Annotated in this window: 19 protein-coding genes, 1 tRNA gene and 1 pseudogene; 15 read left to right on the plus strand and 6 right to left on the minus strand. The window is 62.3% G+C overall.

Going from position 1 to position 18941, the window contains the following annotated elements; genetic code table 11:
• The first annotated feature begins 37 nt into the window (after positions 1 to 37).
• From BLR31_RS08835 to BLR31_RS08850, 4 genes are all read left to right on the plus strand, one after another.
• Positions 38 to 1906, plus strand: coding sequence for a UvrD-helicase domain-containing protein (locus tag BLR31_RS08835; protein ID WP_244504996.1), 1869 nt, complete (start codon positions 38 to 40; stop codon positions 1904 to 1906).
• A 247-nt stretch (positions 1907 to 2153) separates the two neighbouring features.
• Positions 2154 to 2681: an antirestriction protein ArdA gene (locus tag BLR31_RS08840; RefSeq protein WP_090594990.1), complete on the plus strand. Its 528-nt coding sequence runs from the start codon at positions 2154 to 2156 to the stop codon at positions 2679 to 2681.
• 197 nt (positions 2682 to 2878) lie between these two features.
• On the plus strand, positions 2879 to 3094 hold the full coding sequence (locus tag BLR31_RS22010; protein WP_090595629.1) for a transcriptional regulator domain-containing protein: 216 nt from the start codon (positions 2879 to 2881) through the stop codon (positions 3092 to 3094).
• Between the two features lie 43 nt (positions 3095 to 3137).
• Complete coding sequence (locus BLR31_RS08850) at positions 3138 to 3662, plus strand: DUF2285 domain-containing protein (protein ID WP_244504997.1); 525 nt, start codon at positions 3138 to 3140, stop codon at positions 3660 to 3662.
• 27 nt (positions 3663 to 3689) lie between these two features.
• On the opposite strand, the gene BLR31_RS08855 is transcribed toward BLR31_RS08850, so the two are convergent.
• Both BLR31_RS08855 and BLR31_RS08860 read right to left on the minus strand, forming a co-directional pair.
• Positions 3690 to 4286: a DUF1989 domain-containing protein gene (locus BLR31_RS08855; protein WP_090594992.1), complete on the minus strand. Its 597-nt coding sequence runs from the start codon at positions 4284 to 4286 to the stop codon at positions 3690 to 3692.
• 112 nt (positions 4287 to 4398) lie between these two features.
• Positions 4399 to 4686, minus strand: coding sequence for a DNA -binding domain-containing protein (locus BLR31_RS08860; protein ID WP_090595632.1), 288 nt, complete (start codon positions 4684 to 4686; stop codon positions 4399 to 4401).
• 460 nt (positions 4687 to 5146) lie between these two features.
• On the opposite strand from BLR31_RS08860, the gene BLR31_RS08865 reads away from it, so the two are divergent.
• From BLR31_RS08865 to BLR31_RS22015, 8 genes and pseudogenes are all read left to right on the plus strand, one after another.
• A complete protein-coding gene (locus BLR31_RS08865; protein WP_090594996.1) occupies positions 5147 to 5416 on the plus strand; it encodes a helix-turn-helix transcriptional regulator in 270 nt (89 codons plus the stop codon).
• Positions 5417 to 6493, plus strand: coding sequence for a replication initiator protein A (locus BLR31_RS08870; RefSeq protein WP_090594999.1), 1077 nt, complete (start codon positions 5417 to 5419; stop codon positions 6491 to 6493).
• Positions 6494 to 6551: 58 nt separating this feature from the next.
• Positions 6552 to 7070 carry a DUF2840 domain-containing protein gene (locus BLR31_RS08875; protein ID WP_090595002.1) on the plus strand — a complete coding sequence of 173 codons (519 nt, stop codon included), beginning with the start codon at positions 6552 to 6554 and terminating at the stop codon, positions 7068 to 7070.
• The gene (locus tag BLR31_RS08880) at positions 7067 to 7612 is read left to right on the plus strand and encodes a S26 family signal peptidase (protein ID WP_090595005.1); all 546 of its coding nucleotides are present in this window, start codon (positions 7067 to 7069) and stop codon (positions 7610 to 7612) included. Before BLR31_RS08875 ends, BLR31_RS08880 begins: the two co-directional genes overlap by 4 nt.
• A 36-nt stretch (positions 7613 to 7648) precedes the next feature.
• Positions 7649 to 7984: a DUF736 domain-containing protein gene (locus tag BLR31_RS08885; RefSeq protein ID WP_090595007.1), complete on the plus strand. Its 336-nt coding sequence runs from the start codon at positions 7649 to 7651 to the stop codon at positions 7982 to 7984.
• On the plus strand, positions 7981 to 8910 hold the full coding sequence (locus tag BLR31_RS08890; protein ID WP_090595010.1) for a lytic transglycosylase domain-containing protein: 930 nt from the start codon (positions 7981 to 7983) through the stop codon (positions 8908 to 8910). The genes BLR31_RS08885 and BLR31_RS08890 overlap by 4 nt, the downstream gene beginning before the upstream one ends.
• A gap of 505 nt (positions 8911 to 9415) precedes the next feature.
• A pseudogene (locus tag BLR31_RS22310) lies at positions 9416 to 9871 on the plus strand (relaxase/mobilization nuclease domain-containing protein); the annotation flags it as partial.
• Between the two features lie 174 nt (positions 9872 to 10045).
• Entirely contained in the window at positions 10046 to 11278 is a 1233-nt protein-coding gene (locus tag BLR31_RS22015) for a DUF3363 domain-containing protein (protein ID WP_425287228.1), read from the plus strand.
• A 20-nt stretch (positions 11279 to 11298) separates the two neighbouring features.
• Here the strand turns inward: BLR31_RS22015 and BLR31_RS08905 are convergent, their stop codons facing one another.
• Positions 11299 to 12294 carry a LysR family transcriptional regulator gene (locus BLR31_RS08905; protein ID WP_244504998.1) on the minus strand — a complete coding sequence of 332 codons (996 nt, stop codon included), beginning with the start codon at positions 12292 to 12294 and terminating at the stop codon, positions 11299 to 11301.
• Positions 12295 to 12298: 4 nt separating this feature from the next.
• On the opposite strand from BLR31_RS08905, the gene BLR31_RS08910 reads away from it, so the two are divergent.
• Positions 12299 to 12802 carry an aldo/keto reductase gene (locus tag BLR31_RS08910; protein WP_210183902.1) on the plus strand — a complete coding sequence of 168 codons (504 nt, stop codon included), beginning with the start codon at positions 12299 to 12301 and terminating at the stop codon, positions 12800 to 12802.
• An 89-nt stretch (positions 12803 to 12891) separates the two neighbouring features.
• Here BLR31_RS08910 and istB read toward each other — a convergent pair whose 3' ends face one another.
• From istB to BLR31_RS08935, 3 genes are all read right to left on the minus strand, one after another.
• On the minus strand, positions 12892 to 13662 hold the full coding sequence (gene istB / locus BLR31_RS08920; RefSeq protein ID WP_069708664.1) for an IS21-like element helper ATPase IstB: 771 nt from the start codon (positions 13660 to 13662) through the stop codon (positions 12892 to 12894).
• Positions 13659 to 15155, minus strand: a complete 1497-nt coding sequence (gene istA / locus BLR31_RS08925) for an IS21 family transposase (RefSeq protein ID WP_069708665.1) — start codon at positions 15153 to 15155, stop codon at positions 13659 to 13661. Before istA ends, istB begins: the two co-directional genes overlap by 4 nt.
• Before the next feature lie 293 nt (positions 15156 to 15448).
• Positions 15449 to 15525 (minus strand) — tRNA-Arg (locus tag BLR31_RS08935).
• Positions 15526 to 16042: 517 nt separating this feature from the next.
• On the opposite strand from BLR31_RS08935, the gene BLR31_RS08945 reads away from it, so the two are divergent.
• Both BLR31_RS08945 and BLR31_RS08950 read left to right on the plus strand, forming a co-directional pair.
• Positions 16043 to 17323, plus strand: coding sequence for a vanadium-dependent haloperoxidase (locus BLR31_RS08945; protein WP_244504999.1), 1281 nt, complete (start codon positions 16043 to 16045; stop codon positions 17321 to 17323).
• Entirely contained in the window at positions 17320 to 18909 is a 1590-nt protein-coding gene (locus BLR31_RS08950) for a CRTAC1 family protein (protein ID WP_090595024.1), read from the plus strand. Before BLR31_RS08945 ends, BLR31_RS08950 begins: the two co-directional genes overlap by 4 nt.
• Positions 18910 to 18941: the final 32 nt, after the last annotated feature.

An 18941-nucleotide genomic window follows, 5' to 3' on the forward strand; every position in this document is an offset into this window, starting at 1 on the left:
GCCTGACACGCAAGCCGACGTAGATCTTCGGCAGTGCTTGGAAGCTCAGCCGCCGACCAGCTTTAACATGGTCGCCGGGGCAGGTTCGGGCAAAACCACTTCGCTGATCAAGGGGCTTGCCTCGATCATCGCCATCCACGGTGAGCGTTTGCGGCTGCGCAGGCAACGCGTGGCCTGCATAACCTATACAGAAATCGCCGCCGGAGAGATTTGGGCGGACGTGGGGAACAATCCGCTGGTCCACGTCTCCACGATCCATAGTTTTCTTTGGTCGATCACGCGCGGTTTCCAACAAGATATCGCCGCATGGGTTGCAAACAGGGTCGACGAGAGGATCGGAGAGTTGCAGCACGATGCCGCCAATTTTGGCCCACGCGTTCAGCAGAAAACGCGAGACAAGAACGCCCGCGATATCACGCGCTACGAGCACCAGCGTGAGGCTATCACTCAAGTTCGTAGCTTCACCTATGGAACAGGAAGCGATTACGCCAAAGGTGTGCTCGGCCACGATGACATCATCAAGATGGCTTCGCAGTTGATGATTCAACGTCCGCTTTTCCGAACTCTCGTCGCACAACAATTTCCCTTCGTTTTCGTGGATGAGAGCCAAGATACCTTTCCGATCATCGTCGAAGCTTTGATGGCGATCCAGCAGCAGGAGCAGGCCCGCTTCTGCCTCGGGTTCTTCGGCGACCCGATGCAGCGCATCTATCCCACCGGCATCGGCACTGTGCCCAAACCCGACGATTGGCGGGCGATCCCCAAGCCGGAAAATTTCCGTTCGCCCACCTCCATATTGAACCTCGCAAACGCCATTCGGCGTGACGGTGACGATCTGGTTCAGATCGGTGGCCGAAAGGAAAAAAATGGTGAGCAGGAAGTGCCGGTGGTCGGAACGGCGCGATTGTTTGTCTTGCCAACAGATGCTCATCGCGACGAACGCGTGGCGCAGGTTCGGACTTGGATTGCGAATGCAAACGATGACGAGTTGTGGCAGCCCGCCGCCGAGAACGACTCGGTTAAAATGCTGGTGATCGTGCATCGCATGGCGGCGAAGCGATTGGGGTTCGGCGACCTGTATGCGGCGCTCAACGATAAAGCGCCTGAGGCCTTCAAGAATGGCTTTCTGGACGCGTCCGCGTGGCCGCTGCGTCCGTTGTTGTCGTTTCTCCTGCCGCTTGCAGAGGCCGTTCGGGACGGGCGAGACTTCGATACGATGCGGCTGCTTCGGCTCCATTCGCCGTTGCTAGCAAAGGCCAACCTCCAAGGGGTGAACATCGCCGAGCGGCTCAATCAACTTCAGGCGGTCAGCAATCAGATCGGTGAGCTGATGGGGCCTCAGTCGCAGGCGACTATCCGTGACGTGCTGACGCTTGCCAAAGAAAGTCGCTTGGTGGAACTCGACCCCCGCCTGTCCGCGTACCTTGAGGATGTTGCTGTAAACGAGGCCGAGGCCGATGATAACCTAGGCGAAGGCGAAGAAGGCCCTTCGAACGAGATCAATTCAATGGCCGCGTTCCTAGCCTGTCCGGCCAATCAGCTTCGACCCTATCAGGCTTACGTCAACGAGGAATCGCCTTTTTCCACCCAGCAAGGCGTGAAAGGGGCCGAGTTCGATCGTGTGCTTGTCGTCCTCGACGACGACGAAGGCACGCACTTTCAATTTTCCTACGAGAAATACCTCGGGCTGAGGGAGCTTTCTGCGCGAGACAAAAAGACTTTGCAGGAAGGTGGCGAAACCGGCGTCGAGCGGACGCGGCGGCTCTTCTACGTTTGCTGCACACGCGCTCGGCAAGACCTAGTGGTCGTCCTTTTCGTGGCTGATCCGGCAGCGGCGATTGTGCATATTCGCGGCCTCGGCCTCTTCCCAGAAGCGGATATCGTCTCGCAGGATGCGCTCGCTTGACTGCATCGAGAGCCAAGTCAGACCAGCTTGCGAGCATAGTACTGAATTACGCCCTATCCTAGAACTTAGGGCTCCGCCCTCGGCGCACTTCGAGAGGCTTCCGCCCAGCTTCCTACGCGCGTGCCGCGCTCCGTGCAGCCGGTTCCCCGCGAAGCCTCCATCCGTTTGCACACCCAGTCTCGGCGACGGCCAGAAGGTCAGGCGCGGCGTTCCGCTTCGCTGACCTTCAGACCCGAGGATCAGAGACATGACCAACCTTTCCGATAGCAATCCCCGCATCTATGTCGCCTGCCTTGCAGCTTACAATAACGGCTATCTGCATGGAGCTTGGATCGACGCGGATCAGGACGCGGACGAAATCAGGAGCGAGATTGCAGCCATGCTTGCGCGGTCGCCCATCGAGCACGCGGAGGAATACGCCATCCACGATTATGAGGGCTTCGAGTGTGTCACCATCAGCGAATATGCCGGCATCGACACCGTGGCACGGCTGGGCGCTTTCGTCGCCGAGCACGGTGCATTAGGCACGGGCCTGCTGGAGCAGTTCAGCGGCGACATAGACCAAGCCGAAGCCGCATTGCAGGATTGCTATCACGGCCAGTTCACCAGCCTTGCGGATTACATGGAAGAACTGACCACCGAGAGCGTCACGATCCCCGAGGCACTGCGCTACTATGTCGATTGGCAGGCGATGGCGCGCGATGCCGAGATGAGCGGCGATCTTTTCACCATCGAGACGGCGCATGATGAAATCCATGTTTTCTCGAACAGATAAAATCTGCGCTGCCTCTCCTGCATTGTTGCGGGAAAGGCGTTCTCTTGAACAAGAGTAGATGTTAAGAATAAAGTAACCAATAATGATCGGATTTCTCGTTCAACGTATCTTGCTTTTGATGCTTTTATATTTCCAGTAAACCTTGAACCTCTCCTTGCCGGTCGATGCCCAGCATCCCGGCTTGGGGAGGTAACGCCATGCTGAGAATCGAATGGCGATTGCCGGCGGCATACGGGCATACAAGACATATCCCGGCCGCAGGCTTCGCGTGGGAGTATTTGCGCCGCAACCATGATTATCGTCGGGATTTTCAGACCATCGCACTAACCGGAGGACCTACCGGCCGCGACCTGGAAGGGTTCGCGGATCGGTGGGGGTTGCGATTTCCCGTGCGACCCCGACGCGCCACATGACCGACAATCACCGATTTGGATTCCGAGCCTTCAACCGCAAGCAGTGACGCTGTCGCCGGTCGATCACAAGAACGGGGACACCGAACCAATATTGACGCTGGCGCATCTCGACGGCCTCGACCTGCGCCGCGCCGCCGATGGCTGGCACGGCATCTGGCAGGCGGATGGCATCGCACATCAATTCTGGCTGCCCGAGGCGGTGCCCGACGCAGCCGACTTCTATGCCGTCACCCTGCCTATGGACTGCTTCCTGGAGCTTCGCGCTCACGCCGCCCGCCGTTTCTGGCGTTCACTGAACGGCCGCGCGCCCGGTCCTGACTTCCGGGCGGTCCCCGCCCAGCTCCGGCAATGGCATATCCTGTCCCTGCGCGCACTCGATGCCCGGCTGCGCGGCGAAAGCTATCGCACCATCGCCGAAGTCCTGTTCGGCTTTCGTGGCACCAAGGAGGATTTCGAGAGTGACCCGCGCAAGAACAAGGCCCGCCGGTTGGTCGCGCATGGCATCAAGATGATGCGTGGCGGCTATCGCCTGCTGCTCCACTATCCGATCAAATCGGCCACGCGTTGACGGATGCGCGCATTGAATTTGTGATGGTCACGAAATCTCGACGGAGATTGCCGTGCATTTACCCCCGTTCGTCGGATGGTAATCCACCGAGCAAGCGGTAAGCACCATCAGAAGATCAACTTCCGCACGCAAGACCACATTGCCCCCCGGCGGGTTATTGGAAGCGAGCACTTCCAATCGGCCATCCTGTTGCGGCTCGGATCGCTGAAACAGATTAACCGGATCAGGGCAAATCGGAACTGACATACCGGCTTGACGGATAGCGTTCAGAAAATTGTCCCTACAGTTTGGATGGTTCGGAAATCCCGCGCGCTCATAAAGACCAGTATTGCAAGCCGGAAAAAGCATGTCGTGTGGGCAGGGTGAATTATCTTCGATCAGCGTCAGCAGCGGAATCGCTTGCTCACTGTAAAAGCTCTCGCCGGGCTGAGGAAACAGTCGCTCCGTAATGTCGCGAGTTTGAGAAGTGCTGAGCCAATCGACATTGCCGCCATCTGAAACAATCGCCCACATATCCGCAACCTGTTGCCCATCGGGGTCGATAATCCGAATGTGCTGTCCCGCCTTTACAGGAAATCCTCGGCCAGATTGAGGTGAGATAACGAGCTGGTGCGGAGTAGTCATTGTTGGCGTCTAAAACTCTCTTGGAAAAATCCCGAATCTTGCAAACGTTTTGAGGCTCAGGCCCATCACGTTACGATCCATCGCGCAAGCATTGATCGTGCGGCCATCGCCGTCACGCCCTGTTCGCGGCTGCCTGCTCCAGAATTTTTCGGTAGCCCTCGCGCGAAAGCCATTGGGCACGTTCGAGATGGCTTTGCCAGCAACGATAGGTCCGTAATTCCTCGGCCAAAGGATCGCGGTGCAGGACGATCCGCGCCACTTCCTTCCAGTCCGCATCCTCGGCCTTGGCATCGAGAAGCCGCAGATAGGTCACGAAATGCCGTTCGTCATAGGCGGTTATGGCGTCGCCGGTCGGCGCTTCGTCGTCCACATCAGGATCGAGTTCGACTGGAATTTTCATCGTCATTCCCCTCTACCCGGAAGGGCCTTGCTTGCGGTGCGCCCCCGCAATAGCCCCTCTGACCTTGGTGATCGGGGAGTTGGAAAACCGAGCATACCCGGTCCCGTAGACCTTTAGGCGGGTAGCCCTGGACATGCGCCCACGGCTCCCCGACCATAGATCGAGGAATCCGGTGCCCAATCGGAGAGCACCAATCCGGTATGCTTCGGGGTTTCCACGCCCCAGAGCAGCGCGTCTGCTCCACCCATAATTCTAGACGAACCGCGCGCGAATGTCTTTGGCTTTTCCGCGCAACACGCGATGAACCGCTGAAATCCCTCGGCCGCGCAGCGCCCCGAAAGGGGGGTGCCGCCAACGCATAGGCGCGAATGCGGCACGCTACGCGCCGCCGATCCCTCGCCATGGTTCGCCACAGTCCGCTGCCGCCCTCCGGCAGCCCAATTCCGACTGGAGGTGATCCATGCCCAACCCGCTTGCGGGCCTGCCGCCGCGCCTGTTGCGCACCAAGGAAGCCGCGCGCTTCCTCGGCATATCCATCCGCACCCTTGAGAAACATCGCACCTACGGCACCGGCCCGACCTATCGCAAGGTCGGCGGTCGCGTCCTCTACACCGTCCGCGATCTGGAAGGCTGGAGCGCGGTCGGCGAGCGTAAATCCACCCGCGACAAGACTGCCGGCACGGTCTTTCCCGCGCGTCCGCTCACGCCCGAAGAACGGGACGAGTGCTAGATGCTGCGCGAGGACGATCACGACCCCGCGCAGCCGGCCGAGGACAGCGAGCGCAGCCGCCTCGACCCCTTCGTGGTCGCAACGGGCGATGCGCCGCCGCGCGATCAGCGCGACTTGATGGAACGGCCGTTTTTCTCGCTGGCGAAGACCCCACGCACCAAGCCGATTCTCTACAAGGCCGCCGACATAGAGGTGCAGGTGTTCGGGATGCCCGAGCACGGCATGGCGACCATTTGGGACGCCGATGTGCTGATATGGGCGGCCTCGCAGATCGTCGCGGCCGAGAACAACGGCCTCACCACGTCGCGTTTCTTCCGCTTCACGCCCTACCATCTGTTGCGCGCCATCGGCCGCCCGACCGGCAACCGGCAATATCTGTTGCTCAAGGCCGCGCTGGCGCGGCTGCAATCGACCGTCATAGCCACAACGATCCGCAACGGCCCGCATTGGCGTCGCCGCCAGTTTTCTTGGATTAATGAATGGGAGGAAATGACGACGCGCGCCGGCCGCGTCGAGGGCATGGAGTTCGTCCTGCCCGAATGGTTCTACAACAGCGTCATCGACCGTTCGCTGGTCCTGACCATCGACCCGGCCTATTTCCGCCTGACTGGCGGCATCGAGCGATGGCTTTACCGCGTCGCTCGAAAGCACGCCGGGCACCAGCGCCACGGCTGGATTTTCGAGGTCGCGCACCTTCATCAGAAATCCGGCAGTCTCGCGCGGCCGTCCGACTTCGCGCTGGACCTGCGCCGGATAGCGGCCCGCCAGCAGCTCCCCGGTTATCGCCTCCAGATCGAGCGGGGAGACGGCCGCGAGCTGCTGCGTATCCGCCCCGAAAACTTATCAACAGGCACTGTTGATAACCCTGTTAATACCATCGGCACATCAGGCGCACGGGGTATCGGCACATCAGGCGCATCACTATCGGCACATCAGGCGCACGAACCGCAGCTAACGCTTTGGCCTGAAACGCGGAATCCGACCGCTAACTTATCTAAAAGAGAATCTAACTCTTTTTCTTTGACGCGCGCGCACGCGAAGCGTGGTGCCGGCCCTGCTCGAAGGGGCGAGCCATGACGGCCGCGCTCGACGCGCTGCGCCCGCGCAGCCCCCAGCACATCACCGGAGACGATCAATGACCCGTCGCGCCCACCGCAGCGCGCACGGCCGTCCGCTGCCGGACGGGCCTGCGCCCTTCACAACATTGGTCGAGCTGACCTTCGAGAAACGCAAGGTCGAGCACTGGATACGCTTCGGCCACAAGAGCTACGAGCAGATCATCGACCGCCGCCGCAGCGTCGTCGGCTTCGCGCCGGGCAGCGTCTTCGCCTTCGTCCGATGGGCGAAGGGCGAGCACGGCACTGTCGTTTCGCGCATCGACATCGTGCGCGCCATCGGTCGGGGCGAGCCATTCCAGACATTGCCCTTCGTTCGGCCGGGCGGCGAAATCCTGTTGCGGCTGGACGGCTGGCCGAAGGTGCAGCGCGCACTTGCCGCCATCGACGCCGTGGAATCGCTCGGCCTCGATCCGGCCGACGCCTCACCGGACCACTGGCGGCACGTCCACAACCGTTTGACCGCCAATCTGGAGCCGCACGCCTACACGCCCGAGCGACATGCCGCGTGGCTTCACCGCCGAAGGATCGACCCATGACGCGCCGCCGCATCCTTACGGGGGCGGCGCTCGCCGTCCTCGGTATCGCCGCCGCAAGCGCGGTCGAGACGCCGACGAAACTCATTTGGAACGCCACCGCAAGCGCGCCGGTCGGGTTCTACACCGTCGAGCCAGCCGACCGGATCGACGTGCCCGAGCTGGTCGCCATCTTGCCGCCCGAACCGCTCGCCGCCTTCATGGTCGAGCGCGGCTATATCGCGCGAGGCGTTCCGCTCTTGAAGCGCGTCTTGGGCCTGCCCGGACAGCGGGTTTGCCGCGCCGGCCGCACGATCACCGTTGACGGGATCGAGATGGGCGAGGCGCTGGAGCGCGATAGCCTCGGCCGCGATCTGCCCGTCTGGCAGGGCTGCCGCGTCATCGGCGACGATCAGCTTTTCCTCATGAATTGGGAAGTCCGCGACAGCCTCGACGGCCGTTACTTCGGACCCGTCCCCGCAGCTTCCGTCATCGGTCGAGCGGTCCCGCTCTGGACCGATGAGGAAGGCGTCGGCCGCTACGAGTGGCGCGCGCCGACGCACTGAAACCACCCCCCGAAAACCAACCGCAGGAGATTTCCCATGGCAGAAATAGGCACCTTCACCCGCACCGAAACCGGCTATGCCGGGAAGCTTCATTCGTTCGGCCTCCGCGACGAGCTGTTCATCGTTCCGGCCAAGCCGAGCGATGCGAAGAACGCCCCCGACTACCGCGTGCGTCTCGACAGCGAGGACGGCCCGGATACCGGCCCCGCATGGAAAGACTTCAGCGAGAACGCTGGCGAGTTCGTGTCGATGCGGTTGGAAGGGCCAATCTTCCCGATCCCGATCCGCGCCAAACTGTTCCAGTCCAACGACGATCCTTCGGTCTGGACCCTGCGTTGGAAGCACCCCCGGAAAGTCGAGGACGAGGAATGAAGGCCGCGCGCGTCCGGCCCACCATCCGGTCAAAGATCGGCATCCCTTTGTTCGCGGGAAAGCCGTCTCATCCCTTCGTCCCGCTCGGCGACCAGACGGCCGGCGCGCGCAGCGAAGGTCAGGGGCGGCCATCGGCCGGCGCTTGCGCCTTGCTCTTGAGCGCAGCGAGCACGCTGGCAGGCTGGCGGCGAAGCGGAGACAGGCCGACATGGCAATATGCCGTCTTGCTGGCGGGGGCGCTTTCCGTCTGCATCGGATCGGGCGTCGCTGTCGCGCAAACCGCGCCCGTCGAGCGCCCGGCTGTCGCCTATCCCTATGCGGCGCAAATCGCCGAGGCGTCGCAGCGTTTCGGCATCCCCGAGCACTGGATTCGCGCCGTGCTGTGCGCCGAAAGCGCGGGCGATGTGCGCGCGGTTTCGTCGGCCGGCGCGATGGGATTGATGCAGGTTATGCCCGACACATGGGCGGGCCTGCGCGTCCGCCATGGCCTCGGCCGCGATCCCTACGACCCGCGCGACAACATCCTTGCCGGCACGGCCTATCTGCGCGAAATGTTCGACCGCTACGGCAATATCGGCGCGATGCTTGCGGCCTATAACGCCGGCCCCGGCCGCTATGACGAGCACCGTGCGACGGGCCGCCCGCTTCCCGCCGAGACACGCGCCTATGTCGCCGCACTCGCTCCGATCCTTGGCGGCGCTGCTCCATCGGATGCGCCGTTGCAACCACCGGCACCGCCGCCCGATTGGCGCGAGGCACCGCTGTTCGTCATGCGCCCGGCCGACACGCGGGCTGCCGCCGCGCCGCCGTCCGAGGCGCAATCAGGCGACGGCCGCGCTGCCGTTCCGGCGCGCGATCCCGCCACCACGGAGCCGCAAGACGATAGCATTTTCGTGGCGAGCGCCAGCGACGGGGGAACGCCATGAGGGCGTCGCTCCCGCGCTCGGCGACGCCGGTTTCAGCATCTGGTCGGGCAGGTTTTCGCCCGGCTGAATTCCCGGCAGGACGGGAAGAAAAGGCAGAAAGGGCGGAGGGCAAGATTAAAGAAGACGGCACCATGTCGGGCCGCTTCCCAAAATTGTTGTTGTCTGCACACTGGTTAGGCGACCGATTCCGGCACCATGGTTTTGAGGGGCCGCGTGCCGCGATTTCGCGCAAAGCCTTGGCTTTGCAGGGTTTCGAGCGGCACCATAGGCCCATATCGGCCGTTTTCCGGGGGTTTTGGCTGGAGTCGCGCCTATGAGCGCCGACGACGAAAACCGCTTCCGACCGAAGCCCGGCCGCATCCGATCCGACACGCCGAAGGCCGGCAAGACCAAGAGCTTTTTCACGCAGGTCAAGAAGATCACCCGCCAGCATCAGGCGGCAGCCTCCCGCGATCCTTCCATGTCGTCATCCGCCCGCCCGTCATCGCCGGGGCGGTCCCGCGCCATGGTCGCCAGCGGCAAGGGCGTGAAGCGCGGCCGGGGCGCGAGCTTCGTGCGCGCCCGCAACATCTCCGGTCAATGGCATCATCGCCAGCCCGGCAGCCGCCGCGTGATCGTCAAGCAGCGCAGCGTCCGGGCCGCGTGGAAGGGCGGACGCGCCCGCGCGCATCTGCGCTATGTCCAGCGCGACGGCACGTCACGCGACGGCGAGCGCGGCCAACTCTATTCGGCGACCGAGGACCGCGCCGATGGCGACGCCTTCCTTGATCGCGGCAAGGACGACCGCCACCAGTTCAGGTTCATCGTCTCACCAGAAGACGGGGCGGAGCTATCGGACCTCACGGCCTACACCCGCGATTTCATGAAACAGGTGGAAGCCGACCTCGGCACGAAACTCGATTGGGTCGCCGTCAACCACTACAACACCGGCCATCCCCATGTGCATATCGTCGTCAACGGCCGCGACGATATGGGCGGGGATCTAGTCATCAACGGCGACTACCTTTCCGCCGGCCTGCGCGAGCGCGCCAGCGAGCTTGCCAGTCTGGAACTCGGTCCCGTCACCGAGATCGAGCAGACTCGCAAGCTATCGGCCGAAATCGACCAAGACCGTTTCACCCGCATCGACCGTGCCATGACCGAGGAAGCCGATGCCCGTTTCCTCGACCTGCGCCATGAACCGGCAGCGCCGAGGCGGCAGTTCGAGCGGACGCTGCGCCTGCGCCGTCTCGGCAAGCTGGAGAAGATGGGACTGGCGACCGAGCACGCACCCGGCGTTTGGGAATTGAGCAAGGACATGGAGCCGGCCCTGCGCGAGTTGGGCGAGCGCGGAGACATTATCCGCACCATGCAGAAGGCGCTCGGCCCGCAGGGCGATGAACGCGATCTCATGAGCTTCCAAATCCATGACGGAGCGCCCGAGACGCCCATTGTCGGCCGCGTCGTGGACAAGCATCTTACCGACGAGTTGGGCGAGAACCTGACAATCGTGGTGGACGGGATCGACGGCCGCACACACCATATCGCCGGCATCGCGCCCGAGCGGCTGGAGGACGCCCGCATCGGCAGCGTCGTCCAGATGGGCCCGGCCGAGGTGACGGCCCGGCCGTCTGACCGCACCATCACGGCCATCGCCGAGGATGGCATCTATCGCCCGAGCCGCCATCTGGAGCAGGCGAAGTTCGAGGGTCGCGTTCCCGGAGGCGACTATGAGGGCTATGTCGATGCTCATGTGCGCCGGCTGGAGGCATTGCGCCGGGCCGGGATCGTCGAGCGGATCGACGCCGACCAATGGCGCATCCCCGATGATCTGGTCAGTCGTGCGGCCGCCTATGACGCCGGCCGCGACCGGCAGGCCAGCGTTCGCGTCCTTTCCCCGGTCGATCTGCCAAGGCAGATCGGATCGGACGGCGCGACTTGGCTGGACCGGCGACTGATCCATGGCGAGGCCGCCGACCTTGCCCTGACCGGCTTCGGCCAGCAGGTGCGCGAGGCCATGGACCAGCGGCGCGAGCATCATATCGAACAGGGCGACGCGACCCGCAGCCGGGACGGCCGAATCTTCTACCGGCGCAGCCTTCTCGCCACCCTGCGCGAGCGGGAGGTTGCCCGTGTCGGCGCGGAGATGGCCGAGAGCAACGGCCTGCCGTTCCGCGCGGCCACGGACGGCGAGAACGTGAGCGGCAAGTTCACCGGCACCGTGCAGCTATCGAGCGGCAAGTTCGCCGTGGTCGAGAAATCCCATGAGTTCACCCTTGTCCCGTGGCGGCCGGTCATCGACCGCCAGCTCGGCCGCGAGGTTATGGGCGTCGTGCAGGGCGGATCGGTGTCGTGGCAGTTGGGGCGGCAGAGAGGGTTGGGAATTTAAGTCGTTGCGCTGACATGCCCTTACTTGCGACCCGCAGTTTCAAGCTTCTCCTTAGCCTCGTGGATCAGGCTTGCGAAAAACTCTGCGACCACCCGAACCCTTCGGGATTGTGCAAGATCAGAGTGAATAGCCAACCAGATTCCTTGGTCGATGCCAAGGTCCGATTCCAAGCAAACAAGGTCGTTCTGCCGCGCAATGAAGTGCGGCAGCACAGCTAGGCCGGCACCTGCGAGGGTAGCGGAAACCTGCGCCGAGAGGGTTGTTGTTGCCAGAATCGGAGCACGGCCGCGCAGTATCCGCTCGACCCATTGGGCAGCAGGCAGATGACCATATGTCTCGCACCAACCAATAAAGCGGTCGGTGTCGAATCTAGCGTCCTCACGCTTTTCAATCCGGCCAGCTATGTAGCCTTGAGAGGCGTAAAGGCCGTAACCGAGCTTTCCCAAACGCCGGATCGTTACGTTGCCACGCTCGGGTTTGACCATCCTGATAGCCAGATCGGCGTCGCGGCGGTGCAGATTGACCGTCTGAACATCTGTCACAACTTCAAGGGTGAGGTCGGGATACTGATCGGTCAGTTTTGGCAGAGCAGGGATTATCAGATGGTTGGCAAGCGTCTCGGCCGTCGCCAGACGCACCCGACCGGCAATTTCCGTTTGAGCGGCTGACCCTTCCGCAAAGGCTTCTGCCGCCTGTTCGAGTGCTTCCGCGCGCTCCAGCAGCGCGGCACCATCGTCGGTTAGCCGGTAGCCATTCTGGTGACGGCTAAAGAGAGTCAAGCCGAGCGCGGCTTCTAGTCGCTCGATCTGGCGCGAAACGGTGGCGAGGCCGCTCCCGAGGCTGGCCGCTGCGCCGCTCAACGATCCGTTGCGGGCGATGGCGAGGAACACCCGTGCATCGTCCCATCGTAGGCGGCTGGCCTCTTGCTTTCCAATATCGGAAAACGGCTTACGAATTTTGGTGGTTTTATTCATCGAAATAGAAAACCATCTTTGTCTCCGAAGAACAAGGAGCAAAGCAATGCAACAGCGAACACTTGGTCCCGACCTATCGGTTTCCGTCATCGGGCTTGGCTGTATGGGGATGAGCGAGTTCTATGGCCCACGCGACGACGAGGAGTCGTTGGCGGTTCTACGGCGCGCGGCCGATCTCGGCGTCGACTTCCTCGATACCGCCGACATGTATGGGCCGCACCACAATGAAGAATTGATTGGCCGCCTCCTCGCCGAAAGCCGTGCCAAGGTGAAAATCGCCACCAAGTTCGGCATCGTGCGCAAACCCGGCGAATACGCGCGCAGCATCGACAACAGCGCCGGCTACATGCGCCGCGCCTGCGAAGGATCGCTCAAGCGGCTGGGGATCGAGCGGATCGACCTCTACTACGTCCATCGCATCGACCGTAAACTCCCCATCGAAGAAACGATGGAGGGGCTGGCCGCCCTCCACCGCGAAGGCAAAATTGGCCATATCGGGCTTTGTGTCAACGGCGGAGCAAAACCAGGCCGTTGGGCGGCGCAAAAGTAGGCCACTTGGCGCCGCAAGCGGGGAACGGCGGGAGGGCGTAGCCCGACTAGAGTTTCCCGCTTGCGGCGTCGGCTATTTTCGTGAGGGCTTCAGCCTGCCTTTCGGGCGCGGCTTTGGGCGAGACGGTAGCTTTCGCCGTTCATCTCGAGGATGTTGACGTGGTGGGTGATGCGATCGAGCAGTGCGCCGGTCAGACGCTCGGAGCCCAACGTCTCCGTCCATTCATCGAAAGGCAGATTGCTGGTGATCAGCGTCGCGCCGCGTTCGTAACGCTGCGAGATCAGCTCGAACAGCAGTTCCGCCCCGGTCTTGGAGAGCGGCACGAAGCCCAGCTCGTCGATGATGAGGAGCTTGTAGGTAGCCATCTGCTTCTGGAAGCGCAGAAGACGCCGTTCGTCGCGAGCCTCCATCATCTCGCTGACGAGAGCGGCGGCCGTGATAAAGCCGACTGCCAAGCCCTTCTGGCAGGCGGCCAGACCGAGACCGAGGGCGACATGAGTTTTGCCCGTGCCACTGGGGCCGAGCGCGATGACGTTCTCGCGGCGCTCGATCCATTCACAGCGCGCCAATTCCAATACCTGCATCTTGTTGAGCTTCGGAATGGCGGTGAAGTCGAAGCTGTCGAGGCTTTTGACGACCGGGAACTTCGCCGCCTTGATACGGCGTTCGACCTTGCGGCGGTCCCGCTCGATCATCTCCCGCTCGGCAAGACGAGCAAGGTATCCGACATGGTCCACGCCTTCGGACGCGCATAGCCGGGCCAGCTTCTGGTGCTCGCGCTGGAAGGTCGGCAGCTTGAGGGTCTTGAGGTAATGGGAAAGCAAAATCGCAGGGGGATTGTCAGGCGCTTCGGCGCTCATGCCGCTTCTCCTGCATCCGATGACAGGAGGCGCATGTATGCCTTCGCCGACGTCGTCTCGACCGTCGCCCTTGGCAGGTAAGGATAGATGGACAGGTCCAGCCGTGGCGGCCGGCGCTCCACCCGACACAGGAGAAGATGCTTGACGGCGTCGAAGCTGATCGCGCCGAGTTGGAGGGCCTGCTTCACCGCCCCGTGCAGATCGACGAGATCGAAGCTTTCCAGCAAACGCAGCACCTGCACATACTCACGGCGGCCCTGCTTGGCCATACGTGCTTCCATCAGGCGGCGCAGCGTGGCGAACTCTTCGGGCAATTCCCATCCCTGAAGAGGGGCGGCCTGATCCAATGCATTGATCTTCTGCTCGATCAGCGGCAGGTAATGGATGGGATCAAAGACGACGTCTTCCCGTTCCCAGCTCCGGGGATGACGAGCAATGATCTCGCCGCGGCAGCCGATCACCACCTCGTCGACATAACCCCGGACCCAGACTTGCCTGTGGCCATAGGCGACCGGAACAGAGTAGTCGTTGGTCTTGTAGCGGACCAGGGATTGCGCCGTCACTCTGGCGCTGGCCTGGTCACAGGCATCGAACGGCGAAGCCGGCAATGCGCGCATGGCGGCGAGATCGCGCTGCAGCCGCTCTCCGATCGTCTCGCTCTCGCCGCGCAGCCTGTCGTGCTGGCGCTTGCGGCACTGCTCTTCCAGCCAGGTGTTGAACACATCCCATGTCGTGAACCGTGGGATCGGAACCATGAAGTTGCGACGAGCATAGCCAACGAGGCCCTCGACATTCCCCTTGTCGTTGCCCTTGCCGGGGCGACCGTAGCGATCCCGGATCAGGTAGTGGGACAGGAAGCCGCTGAACAGCGCCGCTCGCTTGCGCGTGCCGTCGGGCAAGATCTTGACCACCAGGCAACGATCATTGTCGTAGACGATCGATTGCGGCACGGCCCCGAAGAAGGCGAACGCATGGATGTGGCCATCGACCCACGCCTCAGCCACCGCAGCGGGATAGGCTCGCACATAGCAGGCGTCGCTATGCGGCAGGTCGAGCACAAAGAAACGGGCTTTCTGCTCGACACCGCCGATCACCACCATCGCCTCGCCGAAGTCCGCCTGTGCATGGCCGGGCGGATGCGACAGCGGCACGAACATCTCCTGGCAGCGCTGCTCTCGCTCGCGCATGTAATCCTTGATGATCGTGTAGCCGCCGGTGAACCCGCATTCGGCACGCAGCCGGTCGAACACTCGCTTGGCCGTATGGCGCTGCTTGCGCGGAACCGTCAGGTCCTCATCCAGCCAATGATCGATGGTCGAAACAAATGCATCCAGCTTCGGACGTCGGATCGGTGACCGGCGCTGATAGCCGGGAGGAGTCGAATACGACAGCATCTTGGCAACGCTGTCGCGCGATATGTTGAAATGCTTCGCTGCCTGACGCCGGCTCATCCCTTCCGAGACGGCCAGGCGAACCTTCAGATAAAGTTCCACGGTGTAGATCCCCTGTCCCTCCTGCGTTCAATGCAGAAGGGAAATAGGTGGCCGGATTTTACTCCGCCCGCGGCCGGACTATCCCGCCGCTACCGTGGCCGGTTTTTGCACCGCCGCTCTCACTCGATGATGGCGGCTACCGACGCGACCATCTGCGCGCTTTGGCGCAGCGCGTCGAGGTCGCCGACGACGAGGTTCGCATTATGGGATCGAAGTCGGAACTGCTGCGAACGCTGGTCGCCGCTTCAAGCGTAGAAACGGCGGCGTTCGGCGTTCATAGTTCTGTTCTGAAATGGCGCGCCCGACACGATTCGAACGTGTGGCCTCCACCTTCGGAGGGTGGCGCTCTATCCAGCTGAGCTACGGGCGCTTTGGTAGTCCAATATCGTTCGACATCAACCTGGGTCAACCTCGAACCTTGACCGGCGAACATCGAATCTGAGCGATGCCGAAATCCCGCTCAAATGCCGCCGATCGTTCTCTACAACCTCCTTCCGCTTGCTTCCGCGGTGCTTCCGCGACCTCAACCGGACTTTCCTCACTTCCGTCGATTTTCGCCAAGCTCTTGGCTTTATTCGACTTTTTCCAACAGTTTGCGCAGCAGAATATGCTTGCCTTTGCCTTCGGAGGGCAGCGCTCTATCCAGCTGAGCTACGGGTGCTCCGCGGGCGCATGGCCCGAAGCAGAACGGCGCGAACGTACTTGATAGGGAAACGGCGCGCAACAGGGAAGTGCCGTCGGTAGGCCCGCAGCCATAAGGCGCACTGCTTGCGCGGCGCGAGGGGGCGTGCATAGATGCACGGATATACGATGGCTCGGAGGAAGCCGTGGGGGAACGTTCTCGCACAAGACCCGGTGTCCGGTCCTGGATAGTGGGGATTACACTGGTGCTGACGCTGTCTGCACCAGCATCGGCACAGCTCGGACACGATGACGCCCGAGATGTCGTGATCGGTTGGAACCGGCTGATCCTTGAACTCGTGCGGCACACCCCAACCTATTCTCCACCCGTCGCCAGCCGCGCTTTTGCCTATCTCGGAGTGACAGCTTTTGAGGCCGCCGCAAGTGGAGATCCCTCGGTGCGGAGCCTCGCCGGTCAGCTCAATGAACTCGGCCCGCTGCCCCAACGCGAGGCCGGTGCCGACTATGACGAAGCGATCCTTATGCATGCGGCCCTGGGCCTCGGCGCCAATGAGTTCTTTGGCAACACCGGGCCAACCGGCCAGCGCGCCATGGATTTCATGGTGTCGCGCACGGCGAGCGATCTGGCTTCCGGCGTGCCACCCGATATCGTCGCGCGCAGCGAGGCGTTCGGGGCGGCGGTGGGGGCGCACATCGCTGAATGGGCCCGCACCGATGGCGGTGCCGTGGTCGAAAACCTCGGCTTTCCCTACGACTTCGAGACTGTAGAAGATCCTGCGCTTTGGGTGCCAACCAATCGCATAGCCGTACAACAGGCGCCACTGCTGCCCGGCTGGGGGCGCAATCGCACGTTCGCAATGCCCGACGGTGCCACCTGCTCAATTCCGCCGCCACCGGAGTACAGCGAAGCGCCGGGTTCCGCCTTCTACACCGAGGCCATGGAAGTCCGCGACGCTGTGGTCAACCGTACCTCAGAGCAGGAAGCGATCGCGCGCTTCTGGTCCGACGATCCAATGCTGTCGCCCACGCCACCGGGACACTGGATTTCCATCGCCCTTGATGCTCTAGAAGGCGATGAAGCGGACCTTTATGAGACCGTCGACGTGCTGGCGCGGCTCGGCACGGTTCTGGCTGACTCGTTCATCGGCTGTTGGGATGCCAAATATCGCTACAATCTGGTCCGGCCCGTAACCTATATCAACAGGTTGGTAGACCCCGGCTGGCAGCCCATCCTGATCACACCGCCGTTCCCCGAATATCCCTCGGGCCACTCCACGCAGTCCGGTGCTGCGGCCGGAGTGCTCGAACATCATTTCGGCGACAATTATACCTTCGCCGACGCGACTCATGAGGCCGACGGGTTGGCCGTGCGCCACTATGAAAGCTTTTGGGAGGCCGCAGAGGAAGCAGCGATCTCACGGCTCTATGGCGGCATCCATTTCCGCTCTGCCATTGAAGAAGGGCTGGCGCAGGGCCTGTGCATCGCGAAATACACCAACGCGCTCGTGACCTGGGTTGCGCCATGATGCGCCTCACCGTGGTTCTGGCGATCCTGGCGTTTCCAGCAGTGGCCGATGAGCCCGCAATTCCCCGCTTCACGGAGGTGACCGAATCCGCCGGGATCGATAGCGTTTTTTCGGGCGAGTGGGAATATATGGTCGGTGGCGGCGCCGCAGTGTTTGATTGCGACGCGGACGGGTTCCCCGATATGCTGCTGGCTGGAGGCACAGAGCCGGCCAGATTTTATCGCAACAGGTCGACGCCATCTGGCGATCTGGTGTTCGAGAGCCAGCAAAGCGGGCTCGAGATCGACGCGGTGACGGGCGCCTATCCCATCGATATCGACAGCGACGGGGTAATGGATATCGTCCTTTTGCGTGTTGGCGAAAATATAGCGATGCGCGGCCTCGGCAACTGCCACTTTGAAAGCGCCAATGCGGCATGGGGTTTTGACGGTGGCGATGGGTGGTCCACGGCGTTTGCCGCGACGTGGGAAGCGGGGAGCGATTGGCCCACCCTCGCCATCGGCAATTATGTCGACCGCAATGAGCCGATGATGCCCTGGGGCTCGTGCACCGACAATTGGCTGCACCGGCCTGGTGACGCCGATGACGGGTTTGCAGCGCCGATCCCCCTGACCCCGAGCTATTGCGCGCTCTCGATGCTCTTTACCGACTGGAACCGGTCGGGGACGCCCGCGTTGCGGGTCTCCAACGATCGTGAATATTACAAGGGCGGTCAGGAACAGCTCTGGAGGATCGAACCTGGCGCAGCGCCCGAGCTGTTCGGCCCCGAAGATGGCTGGCAGCGGCTACGAATCTGGGGCATGGGCATCGCCAATGCCGACCTCGATTTCGACGGTTACCCCGAATTTTTCCTCACCTCGATGGCCGACAATAAGCTCCAGGTCTTGAGCGCGGTGCCGGAGGACGGCGATGTCTTGCCGGTATATTCCGACGTCGCCTATGCAAGAGGCGTTACCGCCCACAGACCCTATACGGGTGGGGAGATCAAGCCATCGACAGCCTGGCACGCCCAGTTCGAAGACATCAACAATGATGGGCTGGCCGATCTGTTCGTGGCCAAGGGTAATGTCTGGGAAATGCCCGATTTCGCACTGCTCGACCCTAATAACCTCCTGCTCCAGCGGGCGGATGGCACATTCTATGAGGCGGGCGAGGAGGCTGGCGTCGCTTCCATGCTCACCGCGCGCGGCGGCGCCGTGGCAGACTTCAATCTCGATGGCCTGCTCGATCTTGTCGTCGTCAATCGCCACGATCGGGCGCAGCTCTGGCAAAATACGAGCACAGATCTGGGCAACTGGATTCAGGTGCGGGCGCAACAGCCGGGCAGCAACCGCGACGGAGTCGGCGCGTGGATCGAATTAAAGATCGACGACCGCGTCATCCAGCGCGAACTGACCTCGGGCGGAGGCCATGTTAGCGGCATCAATTCCTGGTGGCATTTCGGCCTCGGCGATGCCGAAACGGCGCAAATCCGCGTGCTGTGGCCCGACGGTGAGCACAGCGACTGGAGCGAAGTTGCAGCGAACGGCTTTTATGTGCTGGAGCGCGATGAACTGGCTATCGCATGGGTGCCGGGCTCGAGTTAGGCCCGCAGACATCCATGAAATGCTGGGTAACG

Origin of the sequence: Pelagibacterium luteolum, assembly GCF_900100665.1 — a bacterium.
Lineage (GTDB): Bacteria > Pseudomonadota > Alphaproteobacteria > Rhizobiales > Devosiaceae > Pelagibacterium > Pelagibacterium luteolum.